The 14,638-nt window shown below is 33.8% G+C and carries 14 protein-coding genes; 7 read left to right on the top strand and 7 right to left on the bottom strand.

Going from position 1 to position 14,638, the window contains the following annotated elements; all coding sequences use genetic code 11:
* Positions 1-8: 8 nt before the first annotated feature.
* On the bottom strand, positions 9-734 hold the full coding sequence (locus FND99_RS05960; protein ID WP_144337054.1) for a polyprenol monophosphomannose synthase: 726 nt from the start codon (positions 732-734) through the stop codon (positions 9-11).
* A 108-nt stretch (positions 735-842) separates the two neighbouring features.
* On the opposite strand from FND99_RS05960, the gene FND99_RS05955 reads away from it, so the two are divergent.
* The 3 genes from FND99_RS05955 to FND99_RS05945 all read left to right on the top strand — a co-directional run bounded on the left by FND99_RS05955 (position 843) and on the right by FND99_RS05945 (position 2,967).
* The gene (locus tag FND99_RS05955) at positions 843-1,535 is read left to right on the top strand and encodes a DUF4271 domain-containing protein (protein ID WP_144337053.1); all 693 of its coding nucleotides are present in this window, start codon (positions 843-845) and stop codon (positions 1,533-1,535) included.
* Between the two features lie 14 nt (positions 1,536-1,549).
* Positions 1,550-2,299: a uroporphyrinogen-III synthase gene (locus tag FND99_RS05950; protein ID WP_035653304.1), complete on the top strand. Its 750-nt coding sequence runs from the start codon at positions 1,550-1,552 to the stop codon at positions 2,297-2,299.
* Positions 2,300-2,496: 197 nt separating this feature from the next.
* Complete coding sequence (locus FND99_RS05945; RefSeq protein WP_144337052.1) at positions 2,497-2,967, top strand: Lrp/AsnC family transcriptional regulator; 471 nt, start codon at positions 2,497-2,499, stop codon at positions 2,965-2,967.
* 257 nt (positions 2,968-3,224) lie between these two features.
* On the opposite strand, the gene FND99_RS05940 is transcribed toward FND99_RS05945, so the two are convergent.
* The 6 genes from FND99_RS05940 to leuS form a co-directional block, all read right to left on the bottom strand.
* A complete protein-coding gene (locus FND99_RS05940) occupies positions 3,225-3,911 on the bottom strand; it encodes a zinc metallopeptidase (RefSeq protein WP_144337051.1) in 687 nt (228 codons plus the stop codon).
* A 162-nt stretch (positions 3,912-4,073) separates the two neighbouring features.
* The gene (locus FND99_RS05935) at positions 4,074-4,667 is read right to left on the bottom strand and encodes a hypothetical protein (protein ID WP_144337050.1); all 594 of its coding nucleotides are present in this window, start codon (positions 4,665-4,667) and stop codon (positions 4,074-4,076) included.
* Complete coding sequence (locus tag FND99_RS05930; RefSeq protein ID WP_144337049.1) at positions 4,654-5,127, bottom strand: RNA polymerase sigma factor; 474 nt, start codon at positions 5,125-5,127, stop codon at positions 4,654-4,656. Before FND99_RS05930 ends, FND99_RS05935 begins: the two co-directional genes overlap by 14 nt.
* A gap of 5 nt (positions 5,128-5,132) precedes the next feature.
* Complete coding sequence (locus tag FND99_RS05925) at positions 5,133-5,849, bottom strand: alpha/beta fold hydrolase (RefSeq protein WP_246074185.1); 717 nt, start codon at positions 5,847-5,849, stop codon at positions 5,133-5,135.
* A complete protein-coding gene (locus FND99_RS20285) occupies positions 5,744-5,977 on the bottom strand; it encodes a hypothetical protein (RefSeq protein WP_246074181.1) in 234 nt (77 codons plus the stop codon). Before FND99_RS20285 ends, FND99_RS05925 begins: the two co-directional genes overlap by 106 nt.
* Positions 5,978-6,391: 414 nt before the next feature.
* Complete coding sequence (gene leuS / locus FND99_RS05920; RefSeq protein ID WP_144337048.1) at positions 6,392-9,271, bottom strand: leucine--tRNA ligase; 2,880 nt, start codon at positions 9,269-9,271, stop codon at positions 6,392-6,394.
* A gap of 250 nt (positions 9,272-9,521) precedes the next feature.
* On the opposite strand from leuS, the gene FND99_RS05915 reads away from it, so the two are divergent.
* From FND99_RS05915 to FND99_RS05900, 4 genes are all read left to right on the top strand, one after another.
* Complete coding sequence (locus FND99_RS05915) at positions 9,522-9,869, top strand: winged helix-turn-helix domain-containing protein (protein WP_144337047.1); 348 nt, start codon at positions 9,522-9,524, stop codon at positions 9,867-9,869.
* A 229-nt stretch (positions 9,870-10,098) separates the two neighbouring features.
* Positions 10,099-12,660 carry a TonB-dependent receptor plug domain-containing protein gene (locus FND99_RS05910; RefSeq protein ID WP_144337046.1) on the top strand — a complete coding sequence of 854 codons (2,562 nt, stop codon included), beginning with the start codon at positions 10,099-10,101 and terminating at the stop codon, positions 12,658-12,660.
* A 145-nt stretch (positions 12,661-12,805) separates the two neighbouring features.
* The gene (locus tag FND99_RS05905) at positions 12,806-13,444 is read left to right on the top strand and encodes a molybdopterin-dependent oxidoreductase (protein ID WP_246074180.1); all 639 of its coding nucleotides are present in this window, start codon (positions 12,806-12,808) and stop codon (positions 13,442-13,444) included.
* A 258-nt stretch (positions 13,445-13,702) separates the two neighbouring features.
* On the top strand, positions 13,703-14,578 hold the full coding sequence (locus FND99_RS05900) for a cell division protein FtsX (protein ID WP_144337045.1): 876 nt from the start codon (positions 13,703-13,705) through the stop codon (positions 14,576-14,578).
* Positions 14,579-14,638: the final 60 nt, after the last annotated feature.

The raw sequence follows: 14,638 nt of genomic DNA, 5'->3' as shown, positions 1-14,638 counted from the left end.
TCTTTTCTTTATAATGTATTGAATAATTTTTTTAATCGAAGAGAAATCACACCAAGAATAGCTTCTTTGATAATGGCATTGCTCATTTTCGAAACTCCTTTAGTCCTATCAGTAAAAATGATAGGCACTTCTGTTATCTCAAATTTACCACAATAAGTTCGATATTTCATCTCAATTTGAAAAGCATAACCAACAAATTTGATTTTGTTCAGATTAATTTTTTCCAAAACCTCTCTTTTATAGCAAACAAAACCGGCAGTTGCATCATGAATTTTCATTCCGGTAATAAACTTAACATAAACCGATGCAAAATACGACATCAATACACGGCTCAAAGGCCAGTTTACCACATTTACTCCTTTTACATAACGCGATCCGATAGCAAGATCAGCGCCTCCAAAATGACAGGCGTCAAACAACTTTTCAAGATCGTTGGGATTATGAGAAAAATCAGCATCCATTTCAAAAATAAAATCATACTGACGCTCCAAAGCCCATTTAAAACCATGAACATAAGCGGTTCCTAAACCTGATTTTTTTGCTCTTTTTTCCAAAAACAATCTCCCAGGATATTCTTCCTGCAAGGCAATCACTTTATTTGCGGTATGATCTGGAGAATTATCATCAATAATTAAAAGATGAAAAGGTTTGTGCTGCGAAAGGACAGCTCTTACAATACTTTCAATGTTTTCAATTTCGTTGTAAGTAGGAATTATGACAATACTATCACTCATTTTTTTCTCGGTAATTTCACCGCAAAAGTAAACTTTTTATAGCATTTGCTTCATAATAAATACATAATAAAACGGTTGAAATATAAAAATTACTAATTTTGTGACACTATGATTGAACACCTTCATCCACGAATTATTGAAAACAAAGATTGGGCAACTGCTTTATTTGTCGTGACCTTTGCTGTTGTTGCCATTACAAAGTCGGCTTACGAAAATAGATTCTCAGAATTCAGCAAGCTGATTTTCTCAGATAAATATGCTAAAATCTATCGTGACAACAACCATATGAAAAGCAGTTTTACTGTAGGATTGTTTTTTGTACAGATTATTTCGTTTGCGTTTTTTATTCAGCTGACGATGCATATTTTTTCGCAAAATTCAAAAAACGCCGCAGATATTGTATTAAAAACAGACTGGCTTTTATTTATTCAGATTGCAACATTTCTATTGTATTTTATTCTAGCAAAATATTTAGTTGAGAAAATTGTAGCAACTTCATTCAATATTGAAGAGTTTGTTGACCTTTTTAATTTGCAAAAAGTTACTTACAGAACGTATATAGGGGTTTTACTGCTTCCAATTAATGCTGTTTTGTTCTATTACGACAATATTCCAACTATTGTACCATTAGCATTGATAGGCATTTCGCTGTGTATTAGCCTATACGCCTATTTTATTTCAATTAAAACGTATCAAAATGCAATAATCAGCAAGTTATTTTATTTTATTTTATATCTTTGCGCTCTTGAAATAGCCCCTTATTATTTTCTCTATTATTGGATAACAAAAGGGAGTGCTTAGAAAATGTTTATAATATGAAAGTGAAAACAATTTTGGTGTCACAGCCTGAACCTAAAGTGGAGAATTCTCCTTACTTTGAGCTCCAACAAAAACACAAAATAAAAATTGATTTCAGACCATTTATTCATGTGGAAGGGGTTAGCGCAAAAGAGATTCGATTACAAAAAATCGATCTTAATCATTACACTGCGATCATTTTAACAAGTCGAAATGCTGTAGATCATTTTTTTAGAGTGGCTGATGAAATGCGTTACAAAGTTCCAGAAGGATTGAAGTATTTTTGTCAATCTGAAGCCGTAGCATTTTACCTGCAGAAGTATGTTGTGTACAGAAAACGTAAAATTTACGTTGGAGCAAAAGATTTTGCAGACTTATCTCCTCTTATCAAAAAGTACAAAGACGAGAAGTTTTTACTTCCTGCATCTGATCAATTAAATGCAGATGCTCCTGTAACGCTAAACAACTTAAAAGTGGATTGGGCACAGGCTATTTTTTACAGAACTGTAATGAGCGACCTTTCTGATCTTGCAGATGTTTATTACGATGTTTTGGCATTTTTTAGCCCAACGGGAATTAAATCATTGTTTAAAAACTTCCCAGATTTTAAACAAAACAATACGCGAATTGCAGTATTTGGAAGCACGACTCAAAAAGAAGCTTTAGACCACGGTTTAAGAATTGATATTCTTGCTCCAACTCCTGAAACTCCTTCTATGACAATGGCTTTAGAAAAATACATCGCCGAAGCAAACAAAGGAAAATAAACCTAAGAAATAAAATATTTAAAATCCAAATTCCAACTAATCACTGGGATTTGGATTTTTTGTTTTTACGAAAATCACTTGCTTGTGACTTCAAACGAAGCAATTTAAAAATTGGAATTTTATTTTCATTTCCTTTTAACTACATTTGATTTCTATTCAAAACCCAAACCACTAAAAATAGTTTCAAATTTTAAGTTATGAAAATTAATTCCCTATTAATTGAAATCGATGGTATCGACAAAGAGATTCTTCGTTATTTAATGGACGATGCCCGGAAACCCATATTACAAATTGCCAATAAAATTGGTATTTCTGGCGCCGCAATTCATCAACGATTAAAAAAACTCGAACAATCTGGCGTTATCTCAGGATCAAAATTTACTGTAAATCCAAAAGTTCTAGGCTACAACACAATGGCTTTTATTGGTGTTTATCTAGACAAAGCTTCACGAAACTCTGAAGCCGTAAAAGAATTAAGAAAAATCCCTGAAGTTTTAGAATGCCACTATACAACCGGCAACTGGTCGGTTTTGATTAAAATCATTTGTCGCGACAATGAGCATTTAATGACGCTTTTAAACAATAAAATTCAAGCTATTGAAGGTGTTTCAAGAACAGAGACTTTTATATCACTGGATCAACAGATTGATAGGCAAATTCAACTTTAGAATTAGAAAATGTGTCAATTTGATAATTAGATAATTTTAAAAATACTTCCAACAAAAAACCCGACAGGTTTTAAAAACCTGTCGGGTTTGATATGAATTATCTAATCGACTAATTTTTCTATTTTATTATACTAAACTGGACTGAAGTCCAGTTTAATTTATATTGATATGCAAAAACAAAACCCAACAGATTTTAAAAATCTATCGGGTTTGCTATAAATTATCTAATTGACTAATTATCTCAATTATCAAATTAGTTAGTTTCTTCTACTTCCAGAATAAATTGAGATATAATACAAAAGCGTTGCAATCGATCCAATTGCAGCAACAACATATGTTCTTGCAGCCCATTTTAAAGCATCTTTTGCTCCGGCTTGTTCTTGCTGTGTCAACATATGTTTATTTTCCAACCAAGCCAAGGCACGATTACTTGCATCATATTCAACCGGCAAAGTTATTATTGTAAATAATGTTGTTGCCGCAAAAATCACAATTCCGATTAATAGTAATTGCGGAAAAGTCCTGATCATTAAAATTCCGGCCAACAAAATCCATTGCACATAATTAGATGCAACGCTTACAATTGGCACTAATTTAGAACGCATTGTCAACCATTCATAACCAATAGAATGCTGTACTGCATGTCCGCATTCGTGTGCCGCAACTGCAGCAGCAGCAGCATTTCGATGATTGTAAACCGCCTCGCTCAAATTCACGGTTTTATCTGACGGATTATAATGATCTGTTAATTGACCTGGAGTTGAAATCACGCGAACGTCTGTAATTCCGTTATCAGCAAGCATTTTTTCTGCGATTTCTTTACCGCTCATTCCGTTTTGGAGTTGCAGTTTAGAATATAATTCGAATTTACTTTTTAGTTTTGAACTTACCAGCCAGCTGAACAACATTATAGCTCCGGCGATAATTAAATATCCACTTCCCATATTTTTATTTTTTTGATTGATTTTTAAAGTTACAAAACCAACCGCAAATTATGAACCATTTTAACAAAATGTCATTTTGACATCAGGTCTAAAGTTTCAAAATAAAAAAAATCCAAATTCCGATCTTGGTTGGAATTTGGATTTTGTTTTTTCAATTTAAACTTATACCAATTGATTATTTACTTCTTCAAATTTTTCAATTAGACTGTTTATTTTTTCCTGTTGTTTTTTAGTTTTTCTTGGATGAATATAAAACCAGTTAAACGCCATCCAAAATAAAGTTATGCCATAGGTTAAACTTGCTGCAAAAACAGTCATTCGACTAGCATATTCAAACATATACAAACAAATTCCAACTGCAAGTAAAGCAAAGTACAAATTCATCAATTTTGTCTGCATGAAATTCTGTTTCTTCTTAATCAAAATAAGGCTTTGCAGATATTCATGGTTAGTCTGATTTGCATCGATGTTTTTATAATTTCCTAATAATTTATTGTAGACCGTTAAATAAATCAACACCCCTAAAATCATCAAAACAATTCCGATTTTTGTCGAAATAAATTGTGGCTGACAATAAGACCATACAAAAATGATTAAAGCACTTGTTGCAAAAAGGAAAATATTTGTAAGCCATAAACAGCGAAGGTTTGTTTTCTTAAATTTACTAACTCGCGCTAGCAAATCGGTCATATCTGGCGGACTTACGGATTGTTTTTTCCATAAATCTTTAAAATCTATATTGTTATCGTTGTCCATTTTCTTTAAATTTTTGAGTCAATTTTTCTTTAATTCTGTGAATTTTCACCCTAACATTTGCTTCTGAAAGTCCCACAATTTTAGCGATTTCAGCTTGTTTCAGTTCTTCTAATTCCAGTGAAATAATAATACGATCCGTTTCGGGCAATTCGGCAATGCATTTGTATAAAAACTGAATTTGCGGTTCGATTGAATGTTGTTTTTCTTCAGAAAGATGAATTGGCAAATCTGATTTTGGGAAACGCTTTTCTTTTTCAATCTGCCTCAAGCAATTATTAGAAGCAATCCTAAAAATCCAAGTTCCAATCGCCGATTCGTTTCTAAAAGTATCCAGTTTCTGCCAGACAATTATAAATGTTTCCTGAGCGAGATCTTGCGCAATGTCATAATCATTGACAAAACCCATGCAAAGCCTGAATATTCGATCCCAATACGTTTTGTAGATTTGTTCAAATTCCATTCTTATTATTTTATAAAATTGCTCAACTGACTTAAATACCAATCTTTGTCATCGTACATTATAAAATGCAAACCTTTGCTCGCATACTGAAAATTGGCTGTTTTTAAGTTTTTATACTGCTCTTCAATAGCAGGTTTTAAATTTATAAAATAAGACTCTAATAAAATTAACGCTGGGCATTTTATCTGTGCGATTTTCGCTCTTAAATCGGTATTTGAGAAATCACAATACATTTGCCCAAATGTTTTTCTGTCTGATTTTACACTCCAATCCACGACCATATCCATTTTTGACGCATCAGCCAAAAGTCTTGGCATTGTTTTTTTCTGCATTTCAAGAAATTGAGCATCAGTCATTCCAGTCATTTGATTTACCATTGCCGTACAGTCATTATTTTCTTTTGATTTAAAAGACGGATCCATCAGCGCCACCATGCAAGGAAGCGCATCAACAACTACAATTTTCCCAATTAATTCTGGATAATCAGCTGCGATGGCAAGCGCCAGTCCGCCACCCATACTATGACCAACAAGAATTGGTTTTACGATTTTATTTTCTTTGATGAAATTGGCAATTTCTGTTTTCCAATTTTCAAATGACGGATTTGGTTGTGGTTTTACGCCGGCGAAACCGGCCATTGTAAGCGTATAACAAGTGAAATCTTTTTCGAATGTTGCTCTTGTTTCATTAAAGACATCTCCAGAAGACGCAAATCCCGGAATAAAATTATGGATTGTTTTCCTTTTCCGGTTTTAAGAACTTCAAAAGGATATTGTTTTGTTTGTGCAAAAACATTTAGACATAATGCTGAGAATAAGAATGCGATAATTAAGATGATATACTTTTTCATTTTTAATAGTTTTAAGTTGTTAATTAAATCGGATCCATGCTTTTGATACGACAACTATTAAAATGTTACAAAAGTTTTATTTTTTTTTATGAAAAAATTTAAAATCCTAGTGTTGGTGCGGTTTTTTAACCGCAAAGTACGCGAAGATTTTTCGCGAGGAACGCTATTTTTTGCTCGCAAAGGCACAAGGTCGCAAAGTTTGTCATTGCGAGGAACGAAGCAACCTCACTAAAATGAGACATAAAATTTGATTAAGCCAATGAGATTGCTTCGTTCCTCGCAAAGACTTATCTGTGCGCTTAAAAAATTTCGTGAAAATTCGTGCAATTCGTGGCAAAAAAAGCATAAAAAAAAATCCCAAACCCCAATCGTAAAATTGGAATTTGGGATTTTAAATATTTGGAATTTATTTGGCTATCCAACCAAATTGATAATTTTTCCGGGAACAATAATCACTTTATTTGGAGTTCTTCCATCTAATTGCTTTTGTGTTCTTTCGTCTTTCATTACGATCTCCTCGATTTGTTCTTTGGTTAAATCCAAAGGCAATTCGATTGTGAAACGCATTTTTCCGTTAAAAGAAACTGGATATTCTTTATTTGTTTCAATTAAGTGTTTCTCGTCAAAAATTGGGAAAGCAACTTCTGAAATTGAAGTTGTATGTCCTAACTGTGACCATAATTCTTCAGCAATATGTGGCGCGTAAGGTGAAACCAAAATCGCCAATGGCTCTAAAATTGCTCTTGAATGACAGTTTTGAGAAGACAATTCATTTACACAAATCATAAACTGAGAAACCGAAGTATTGAAAGAGAAATTCTCGATATCTTCTGCTACTTTTTTGATTGTTTTATGTAGTGATTTTAAGTTGTCTTTTGTTGGTTCGTCGTTGTTTACGATTAAACCATTATCATCAAAATACAATCTCCATAATTTTTTCAAGAAACCAAAAACTCCAGAAATTCCGGCAGTATTCCAAGGTTTTGCCTGCTCTAACGGACCTAAGAACATTTCGTACAAACGTAATGTATCAGCACCATATTCATTACAAATATCATCTGGCGTTACTACATTGTATTTCGATTTTGACATTTTTTCGACTTCGCGCCCAACAATATATTTTCCGTTTTCATCTAAAATAAATTCAGCGTCAGCATAATCTTCTCTCCAAGCTTTAAATTTTGCAACATCTAATTCATCAGAAGAATTAACCATTGAAACATCAGCGTGAATTGGCTGTACTTTCTGATCTGCAATTTTATTTTTAGAAACAAAAGTATTTGTGCCTTCCAATCTATAAACAAAAGCACTAGTTCCCAAAATCATTCCTTGATTAATCAGTTTTTTGAATGGTTCTTCCGTTGGAGCAAAACCTTTGTCTTTTAAGAATTTGTTCCAGAAACGTGAATACAATAAGTGACCCGTTGCGTGTTCGCTACCTCCAATGTATAAATCTACATTTTCCCAATAAGCCAATGCTTCTTTGCTTGCAAATTCATTTTCATTGTGTGCATCCATATAACGCATCCAGTACCATGAACTTCCCGCCCAACCCGGCATTGTGTTCAATTCTAAAGGAAAAACAGTCACATTGTCAATCAACTGAGTACTAACTACTGAACACTTAGCACTGTCCCAAGCCCAAACCGCTGCGTTTCCTAATGGAGGCAAACCGTCTTCTGTTGGCAAATATTTCTCTACTTCCGGCAAAATAATTGGCAAGTGCTGTGCATCAATCATTTTTGGTAATCCATTTACATAATAAACTGGAAACGGCTCACCCCAATAACGCTGACGAGAGAAAACTGCATCACGCAAACGGTAATTCGTTTTCCCAACTCCCTTGCCTATTTTTTGCAATTCGCTGATCGCCGCGTATGTTGCATTTTTATAATTTAATCCGTTTAAGAAATCAGAATTTGCGATTTCAACGTTGTCTTTTGATCCGTATGCAGCTTCAGAAATATCAACATTAGCGAAGATATTTTTGATTTCCTGCATTCCGTTTTGGCCTTTAAAGAAATTAGCAAAAGCATAATCTCTTTCGTCTCCGCAAGGAACCGCCATTACAGCGCCAGTTCCATAACCAGCCAAAACATAATCACCAATCCAAACCGGAATAGCTTCTTTTGTAAATGGATGTTCAGCATAAGCTCCCGTAAACACTCCTGAAATCGTTTTTACATCAGCCATACGCTCACGCTCAGAACGTTTTGCTGTTTTTTCGATATAGGCTTCAACTGCAGCTTTTTGTTCTGGAGTTGTAATTTTAGCTACCAAATCATGTTCCGGTGCCAAAGTCATAAAAGTAACTCCGAAAATAGTATCAGGACGAGTAGTGAAAACAGAAATAGTTTCTGGTTGTTGGTTGTTGGTTGTTGGCACTACATCAAAAGTAACCATTGCTCCCACACTTTTACCAATCCAGTTTCTTTGAGATTCTTTTATAGATTCACTCCAATCGATATCATTTAAACCTTGAAGCAAACGTTCGGCATAAGCAGAAATTCGCATACTCCATTGTGTCATTTTTTTTCTTATAACAGGAAAGCCTCCACGTTCTGAAACTCCGTTTACAATTTCGTCATTTGCCAAAACAGTTCCTAAGCCTGGACACCAGTTTACTTCGGTTTCTGCCAAATACGTCATTCTGTATTGCAACAAGATTTTCTCTTTTTGATCTTCAGAATAAGAGTTCCATTCCTCAGCAGTAAAAATTGCAACGTTGTCGTCGCAAACTGCTTCCACCAATTTATTCCCTTCTTCTTCAAAAACAGAAACAAGCTCTGAAATTTCAAAAGCTTTTCCTTGTTTTTTGCAATACCAAGAATTGAACAATTGGATAAAAATCCATTGTGTATGTTTGTAATAATCAGGATTTGACGTACGCACTTCACGCGCCCAATCAAATGAAAATCCGATTTTATCTAATTGTTTTCTGTAACCAGCAATATGTTTTCCTTCTTTATCAACTCCACCGTCAATATTTACGCGCGTCGTATCTTCTGGACGCTGTCCTGTCTGAATCGCATATTGTTCTGCCGGCAATCCGAAACTGTCGTAACCCATTGGGTGCAAAACATTGAAACCTTGATGTCTTTTGAAACGAGAATACACATCTGAAGCTATATAACCCAGCGGATGTCCAACGTGTAATCCTGCTCCAGAAGGATAAGGAAACATATCGAGAACATAATGCTTCGGTTTTTCAGAGTTGTTTTTTGCTGCAAAAGTTTGATTTTCTGCCCAATATTTTTGCCATTTGGCGTCAATTTCGTTTGGATTGTACTTCATTTCTAAGTGACTAAGATTCTAAGTTACTAAGGTTCTAAGCTTTTCACTAAATTAATTAAGCCGCAAATTTACATTTATTGCGGATTGTAGCAAAGCTATTTCACTGACAAACAAATAAAATAACAAAATACTTATTTTTAATTACGTAAAAATACTTATTTTTGCATTTTAATACTTAGAAAACAGATCACATTGACAGAATATTTTTATCAGAAAAGAATTATTTTTGAATAGTATTAAAAAAATTAAAATGGCTGAGAGTAAAAAATACAGTATCGAAGTCCGTGTTTGGATTGAGGAAACGGAAGGTGCTTTTCTTGGAATTGGCAAAATCTGGCTTTTAGAAAATATTCAAAAAACCGGATCGATTACCAATGCTGCCAAAGAAATGAAAATGGCCTACAGACAAGCCTGGCAATTGGTTGAAGAAATGAATCAGCGCGCTGAAAGTCCTTTGGTAGAAAAACTTCTTGGTGGAAAAGGCGGTGGCGGAGCTCGATTGACAGAAGCCGGCGAGAAAGCGATTTCTGTTTTTTATGAAATTGAAAAACGTATCAAAGAATTTGCTCAAAAAGAAACGCAGAATCTGAAATTTTAATTTAATTATTTAAACACATAGAAACATAGCCTTTAGCAGTTTAAAAAAGGCGTTTCACTAGCATTAATACACATAGCAAATCTATGTTTTAGAAACTAGTTTCTTTTTGTAATCTTTATCAAATCAAAAAAACTATGTTTCTATGTGTTTAAAAAAAACAAAAAACAAAAACATATTTTTTTAACCGTCAGTATTCATTTTAAAACATACTGAAATAACCAAACCAAAAATGAACCAAAAACTATATCTCCTTTTTATTTTTATAAGCCTAAAAAGTTTTTCTCAAACTGAAAATTCTAGAGCAAAACAAGACAGTATTAAAAAAGAAGAATTAAACGAAGTTGTCATAACAGCCTCTCGTCGTGCTGAAAATATTATGCGTTCTCCTATTAGCATCGAACAATTAAAATCGGCGGAAGCCAAAAAAATGGGTTCGCCAAGTATTTATGAAGCACTTAAAAATGTAAAAGGAGTTCAGATTATCACGCCAAGTTTGGGTTTTAAAGTTATCAATACCCGTGGTTTTGCAAATTCAACCAATGTTCGCTTTGCGCAATTAGTTGATGGAATCGACAATCAGGCTCCACATTTAGGCGCGCCAATTGCAAATGCTCTTGGAGCAAACGATCTGGATATTGACAAGATCGAAATTATTCCGGGAACTGCCGCCGCTTTATACGGAATGAACGCCATAAACGGTTTGGCAAATATTCAGACCAAAAATCCTTTTGAATATCAAGGCGCAAGCATTCAGCAATTAACTGGCGTAAATCATGTGGGTAATATTGATCGGTTTTCACCGAAGATTTATTCGCAATTTAATTTAAGATTTGCCAAAGCCTTCAATGAAAAATTCGCTTTTAAAGTAAATGCTTCAACAACCGGAGGAACCGATTGGGTTGCGGACGACAGAACTGATTTGGCTCCAAATGCAAATGCTTCGACAGGTTTGTTTGGTGCAGATAATCCGGCGTACGACGAAGTAAACGGTTACGGAAACGAATCGGCAAACCGAAAAACATTAAACTTAAATGGCAAAAATTATGTTGTTGCCAGAACAGGTTATCGTGAAACGGATATTTCTGATTATGAAATTAAAAATTACAAAGCAGATGTCGGACTTTATTTTCGTCCAAAAGCAGGAAACGAACTTTCTGTAACTTATAAAACAGCTTTAATCAATACGATTTATCAGCGTTCCAACCGTTTCCGACTTGACAATTATACTTTGAATCAATTTGCCGTTGATTTTCATAACCCTGTTTTCCAAGTAAAAGCTTATGCAACAACTGAAAATACTGGAGATTCATACAATATGCGTTCGCTTGCCGAAAATATGGACCGCGCATTTAAATCAGATGACAAATGGTTTGCCGATTATAGTGTCGCTTATAAAAATGCTGTTGCGGGCGGAGCAAGCGTTGCTGATGCACACAGAATTGCCCGAACACAATCTGATGCAGGAAGATTTTTGCCAGGAACTGAAGCTTACGAACAAAAGAAAAACGAATTGATCGATATCAACAATTGGGATATTGGCGCTGCATTGCGTGTGAAATCAACTTTAATTCATAGCGAAGGATTGATCAATTGGGATAAAGCTTTTACCAATTTCTTCGAAAAAATCGACGCAAAACTTTTAAGCGGAGTCGATTACAGAAATTACATTATTGTTCCAGACGGAAACTATTTTATTAATCCTGTTCATGCTGATGAAAATTTAACGTATCAAAAATTTGGCGGATTTACACAATTGACAAAAGATTTCTTTACTTCAAAATTACGATTGGGCGCAACTTTACGAGTTGACAAAGCAGATTATTTTGATGCGAAATTTACGCCTCAGTTTACAGCAGTTTATTCGCCAAAAGAGAGTTTAAACTTTAGAGCTTCGTACCAAAACGGATATCGTTTTCCCAGTATTTTCGAAGGTTTTTCCAATGTGAATTCCGGCGGTGTAAAGCGTGTTGGCGGACTCCGAATTATGTCTGATGGAATTTTTGAAAATTCATACACAAAAGCTTCAATCGATCAATTTCAAGCGCAAGTAAATACAGATGTCAATACAAATGGTTTAACTCAGGCACAAGCTATCGAAAAAAACAAAAACACAATTCAGAAAAACCCATATACGTATTTAGAACCTGAGTTTGTAAAGTCTTTTGAAGCTGGTTTTAGAGGAATTACATTAAATCGAAACCTTTTTATTGACGCCGATTTCTATTATAACTCCTATAAAAATTTCATTGCTCAGGTCGAAGCGAGTATTCCAAATACTACAGATCCTAATTTGATTCCGACAGCCTTATATTCAAAAAACAGCCAAAATCGCTACAGACTTTGGACAAACTCAAAAAGTAAAATCTACAATTACGGAGGAAGTTTAGGCTTAAAATATCGAATTAATGAAATGTTCACCGCTTTAACCAATTTGACGTACACCAAACTCGACAGAACCGATGATAAAGACGGTTTAGAAGACGGTTTCAACACTCCGGAATTTAACGTAAACGGAACTTTAATGGCGCAGAATATCTGGAAAAATCTTAGCACGAGTGTTACCGCGCGTTATCAAAACCATTTTGATTATGTTTCGTTTTTAGTAAGTGGTACCGTTCCTGCCTATTGGTCGATGGATGCGCAGGTTAATTATTACTTCAAAAAAAGTGGCATTACAACAAAACTCGGTGGAACCAATATTTTGAACAAACCGTATACATCAATTTTGGGTGGACCATCAATTGGTGGTTTATATTATTTATCTTTAGTTTGGGAAACGAAGAAACTTTAAATACATAATTAATTTTAACACATAGAAACATAGTTTTTGTTTGCGTAGAAAGGCGTTTCACTTATTTTAAATACATATAGTAATTCTATGTTTTAGAAACTAGTTTCTTTTTAAACTCTTTTGTACATATTAAACCTATGTTTCTATGTTTTTAAACAAAACAGACAACAACAGCTTAAATCATTTCTTAAATATGAAAACTAAAAATTATATTCTCATTCTCCTGATTGCATTTTCGTGTATCAAGTGTAATTCTTCTAAAAAAGAAGAAAAAATCTCAACTGAAAAAACTTCGCAAATCAAAAATCACAAACACGAAACTCTTACTGCAGAAGACAGTTTGAAATTAGTAAATCACGAAATTGAAGTAAAAGGTGATGTTGAATTTCCGCAAAAACTAACCGTAGATTCTCTTAAAAAAATGAAAGTTGTTGAAATTGACAATTTTAAAATAACCGGGAAAAACGGAGAAATCAAAAGAGAAATTAAAGCCTGCAAAGGAGTTCTTTTGAGAGATATTTTAGAAAAAGCAAAAATCAAACAAGAAGATCATAAAGACCGAAATTTTTATATCGTAGCAAGAGCTTCAGACGATTATAAAGCTACTTTTTCGTGGGCAGAAATTTTCAATAATCCAACAGGTGACAATGTTTTTATTCTTTTTGAAGAAAATGGAAAACCAGCTAAAAACGGCGAAATGATTGCTATTTGCAAAAACGATATTAAAACTGGACCAAGACATGTTTATTGGTTAAAAAGCGTAGAGGTTTATAAAGTTGAGTAAAGGTTCTGAGGGACTAAGTTTTTTTTCACGCAAAGTCGCAGAGTCGCAAAGTTTTAATATTGATTGAAAAAACTTTGCGACTCTGCGACATTGCGAGATTAAATCAGCTTTTTTGGAAACTTTGCTAAAAATTTGCGCGCTTTGAGGTTAAACACAAATTTATTCAATATGGAATTGTACATTTATAGTATAAAAGTTCGTTATTAACTTTAAATAAAGAAATACTTTATTATTTTTACCACATAATTTAAGCAAACTATGAGTTCTAACTTTGATAAATTTCAAAAACGCAGGTTAATTTCCTCTTATTTTTCGGTAGTATTAAGTGTATTCTTGGTTTTATTCCTTTTGGGAGTACTAGGATTATTCATCATTAATTCTAAAAAACTGGCCAACGATTTTAAAGAAAAAATCGCCATGACTGTTTTCTTTAAAAATGAAGCAAATGACAGCGTTATCAAAGCTTTTAATACTGAATTAAAAAGAGCTCCTTATGCAAAATCTTTTGTTTATGTTACAAAAGAAAGAGCCGCAAAAGAACATACCGATATTATTGGAGAAGATTTCCTTACCTTTTTGGGAGAAAACCCATTATTGAATTCATACGACATTCACCTAAAAGCAGATTATGTAGAAAGAGACAGCATTTCGAAAATCGAAAGCCGTTTACGTCAAAATACCATGATTGAAGATATAGTTTATGACAAACAATTGGTGAATTTGGTTAACGACAATATCAAAAAAGTAAGTATGTGGATTTTGATTATCAGTGGTTTCCTTGCGATAATCGCCGTTTTATTAATCAATAGTTCATTACGTTTATCAATACATTCAAATCGTTTTATCATCAAAACCATGCAAATGGTTGGAGCAACAAAATCGTTTATACGTAAACCATTTGTAATGCGCAGTGTAAAATTAGGAATGTTAGGAGCTGGATTAGCCATAGTTGCATTGATCGGACTTTTGATTTATGTCGAAACAAATTTCCCAGGTTTAGGAATTTTAGAAGACAAAGCCTTAATCGGATTGGTTTTATTGGCCGTTTTCGGATTGGGAGTTTTGATTACTTGGGTAAGTACGCATTTTGCAACACAACGTTTCTTAAACTTAAGAACAGACGATCTTTATTAATTTTATCCCGAAGCCTCGGGAGTAGACTTTAGATTTTAGATTTAAAAAAAAAAGCCTTTG

Origin of the sequence: Flavobacterium daemonense (assembly GCF_007341385.1) — a bacterium.
Taxonomy (GTDB): Bacteria; Bacteroidota; Bacteroidia; order Flavobacteriales; family Flavobacteriaceae; genus Flavobacterium; species Flavobacterium daemonense.
Note: the sequence above shows the minus strand (reverse complement) of the source record. Positions and strands in the feature narration are given on the sequence as shown.

Bases quoted from the DNA above. Each gene is read 5' to 3' on its own strand.
- FND99_RS05955 (WP_144337053.1), top strand. From the start codon at position 843: ATGATTGAACACCTTCATCCACGAATTATTGAAAACAAAGATTGGGCA.
- FND99_RS05905 (WP_246074180.1), top strand. From the start codon at position 12,806: ATGTTTTTAAACAAAACAGACAACAACAGCTTAAATCATTTCTTAAAT.
- FND99_RS05950 (WP_035653304.1), top strand. From the start codon at position 1,550: ATGAAAGTGAAAACAATTTTGGTGTCACAGCCTGAACCTAAAGTGGAG.
- FND99_RS05900 (WP_144337045.1), top strand. From the start codon at position 13,703: ATGAGTTCTAACTTTGATAAATTTCAAAAACGCAGGTTAATTTCCTCT.
- FND99_RS05910 (WP_144337046.1), top strand. From the start codon at position 10,099: ATGAACCAAAAACTATATCTCCTTTTTATTTTTATAAGCCTAAAAAGT.
- FND99_RS05935 (WP_144337050.1), bottom strand. From the start codon at position 4,667: ATGGACAACGATAACAATATAGATTTTAAAGATTTATGGAAAAAACAA.
- FND99_RS05930 (WP_144337049.1), bottom strand. From the start codon at position 5,127: ATGGAATTTGAACAAATCTACAAAACGTATTGGGATCGAATATTCAGG.
- leuS (WP_144337048.1), bottom strand. From the start codon at position 9,271: ATGAAGTACAATCCAAACGAAATTGACGCCAAATGGCAAAAATATTGG.
- FND99_RS20285 (WP_246074181.1), bottom strand. From the start codon at position 5,977: ATGAAAAAGTATATCATCTTAATTATCGCATTCTTATTCTCAGCATTA.
- FND99_RS05915 (WP_144337047.1), top strand. From the start codon at position 9,522: ATGGCTGAGAGTAAAAAATACAGTATCGAAGTCCGTGTTTGGATTGAG.
- FND99_RS05960 (WP_144337054.1), bottom strand. From the start codon at position 734: ATGAGTGATAGTATTGTCATAATTCCTACTTACAACGAAATTGAAAAC.
- FND99_RS05940 (WP_144337051.1), bottom strand. From the start codon at position 3,911: ATGGGAAGTGGATATTTAATTATCGCCGGAGCTATAATGTTGTTCAGC.
- FND99_RS05945 (WP_144337052.1), top strand. From the start codon at position 2,497: ATGAAAATTAATTCCCTATTAATTGAAATCGATGGTATCGACAAAGAG.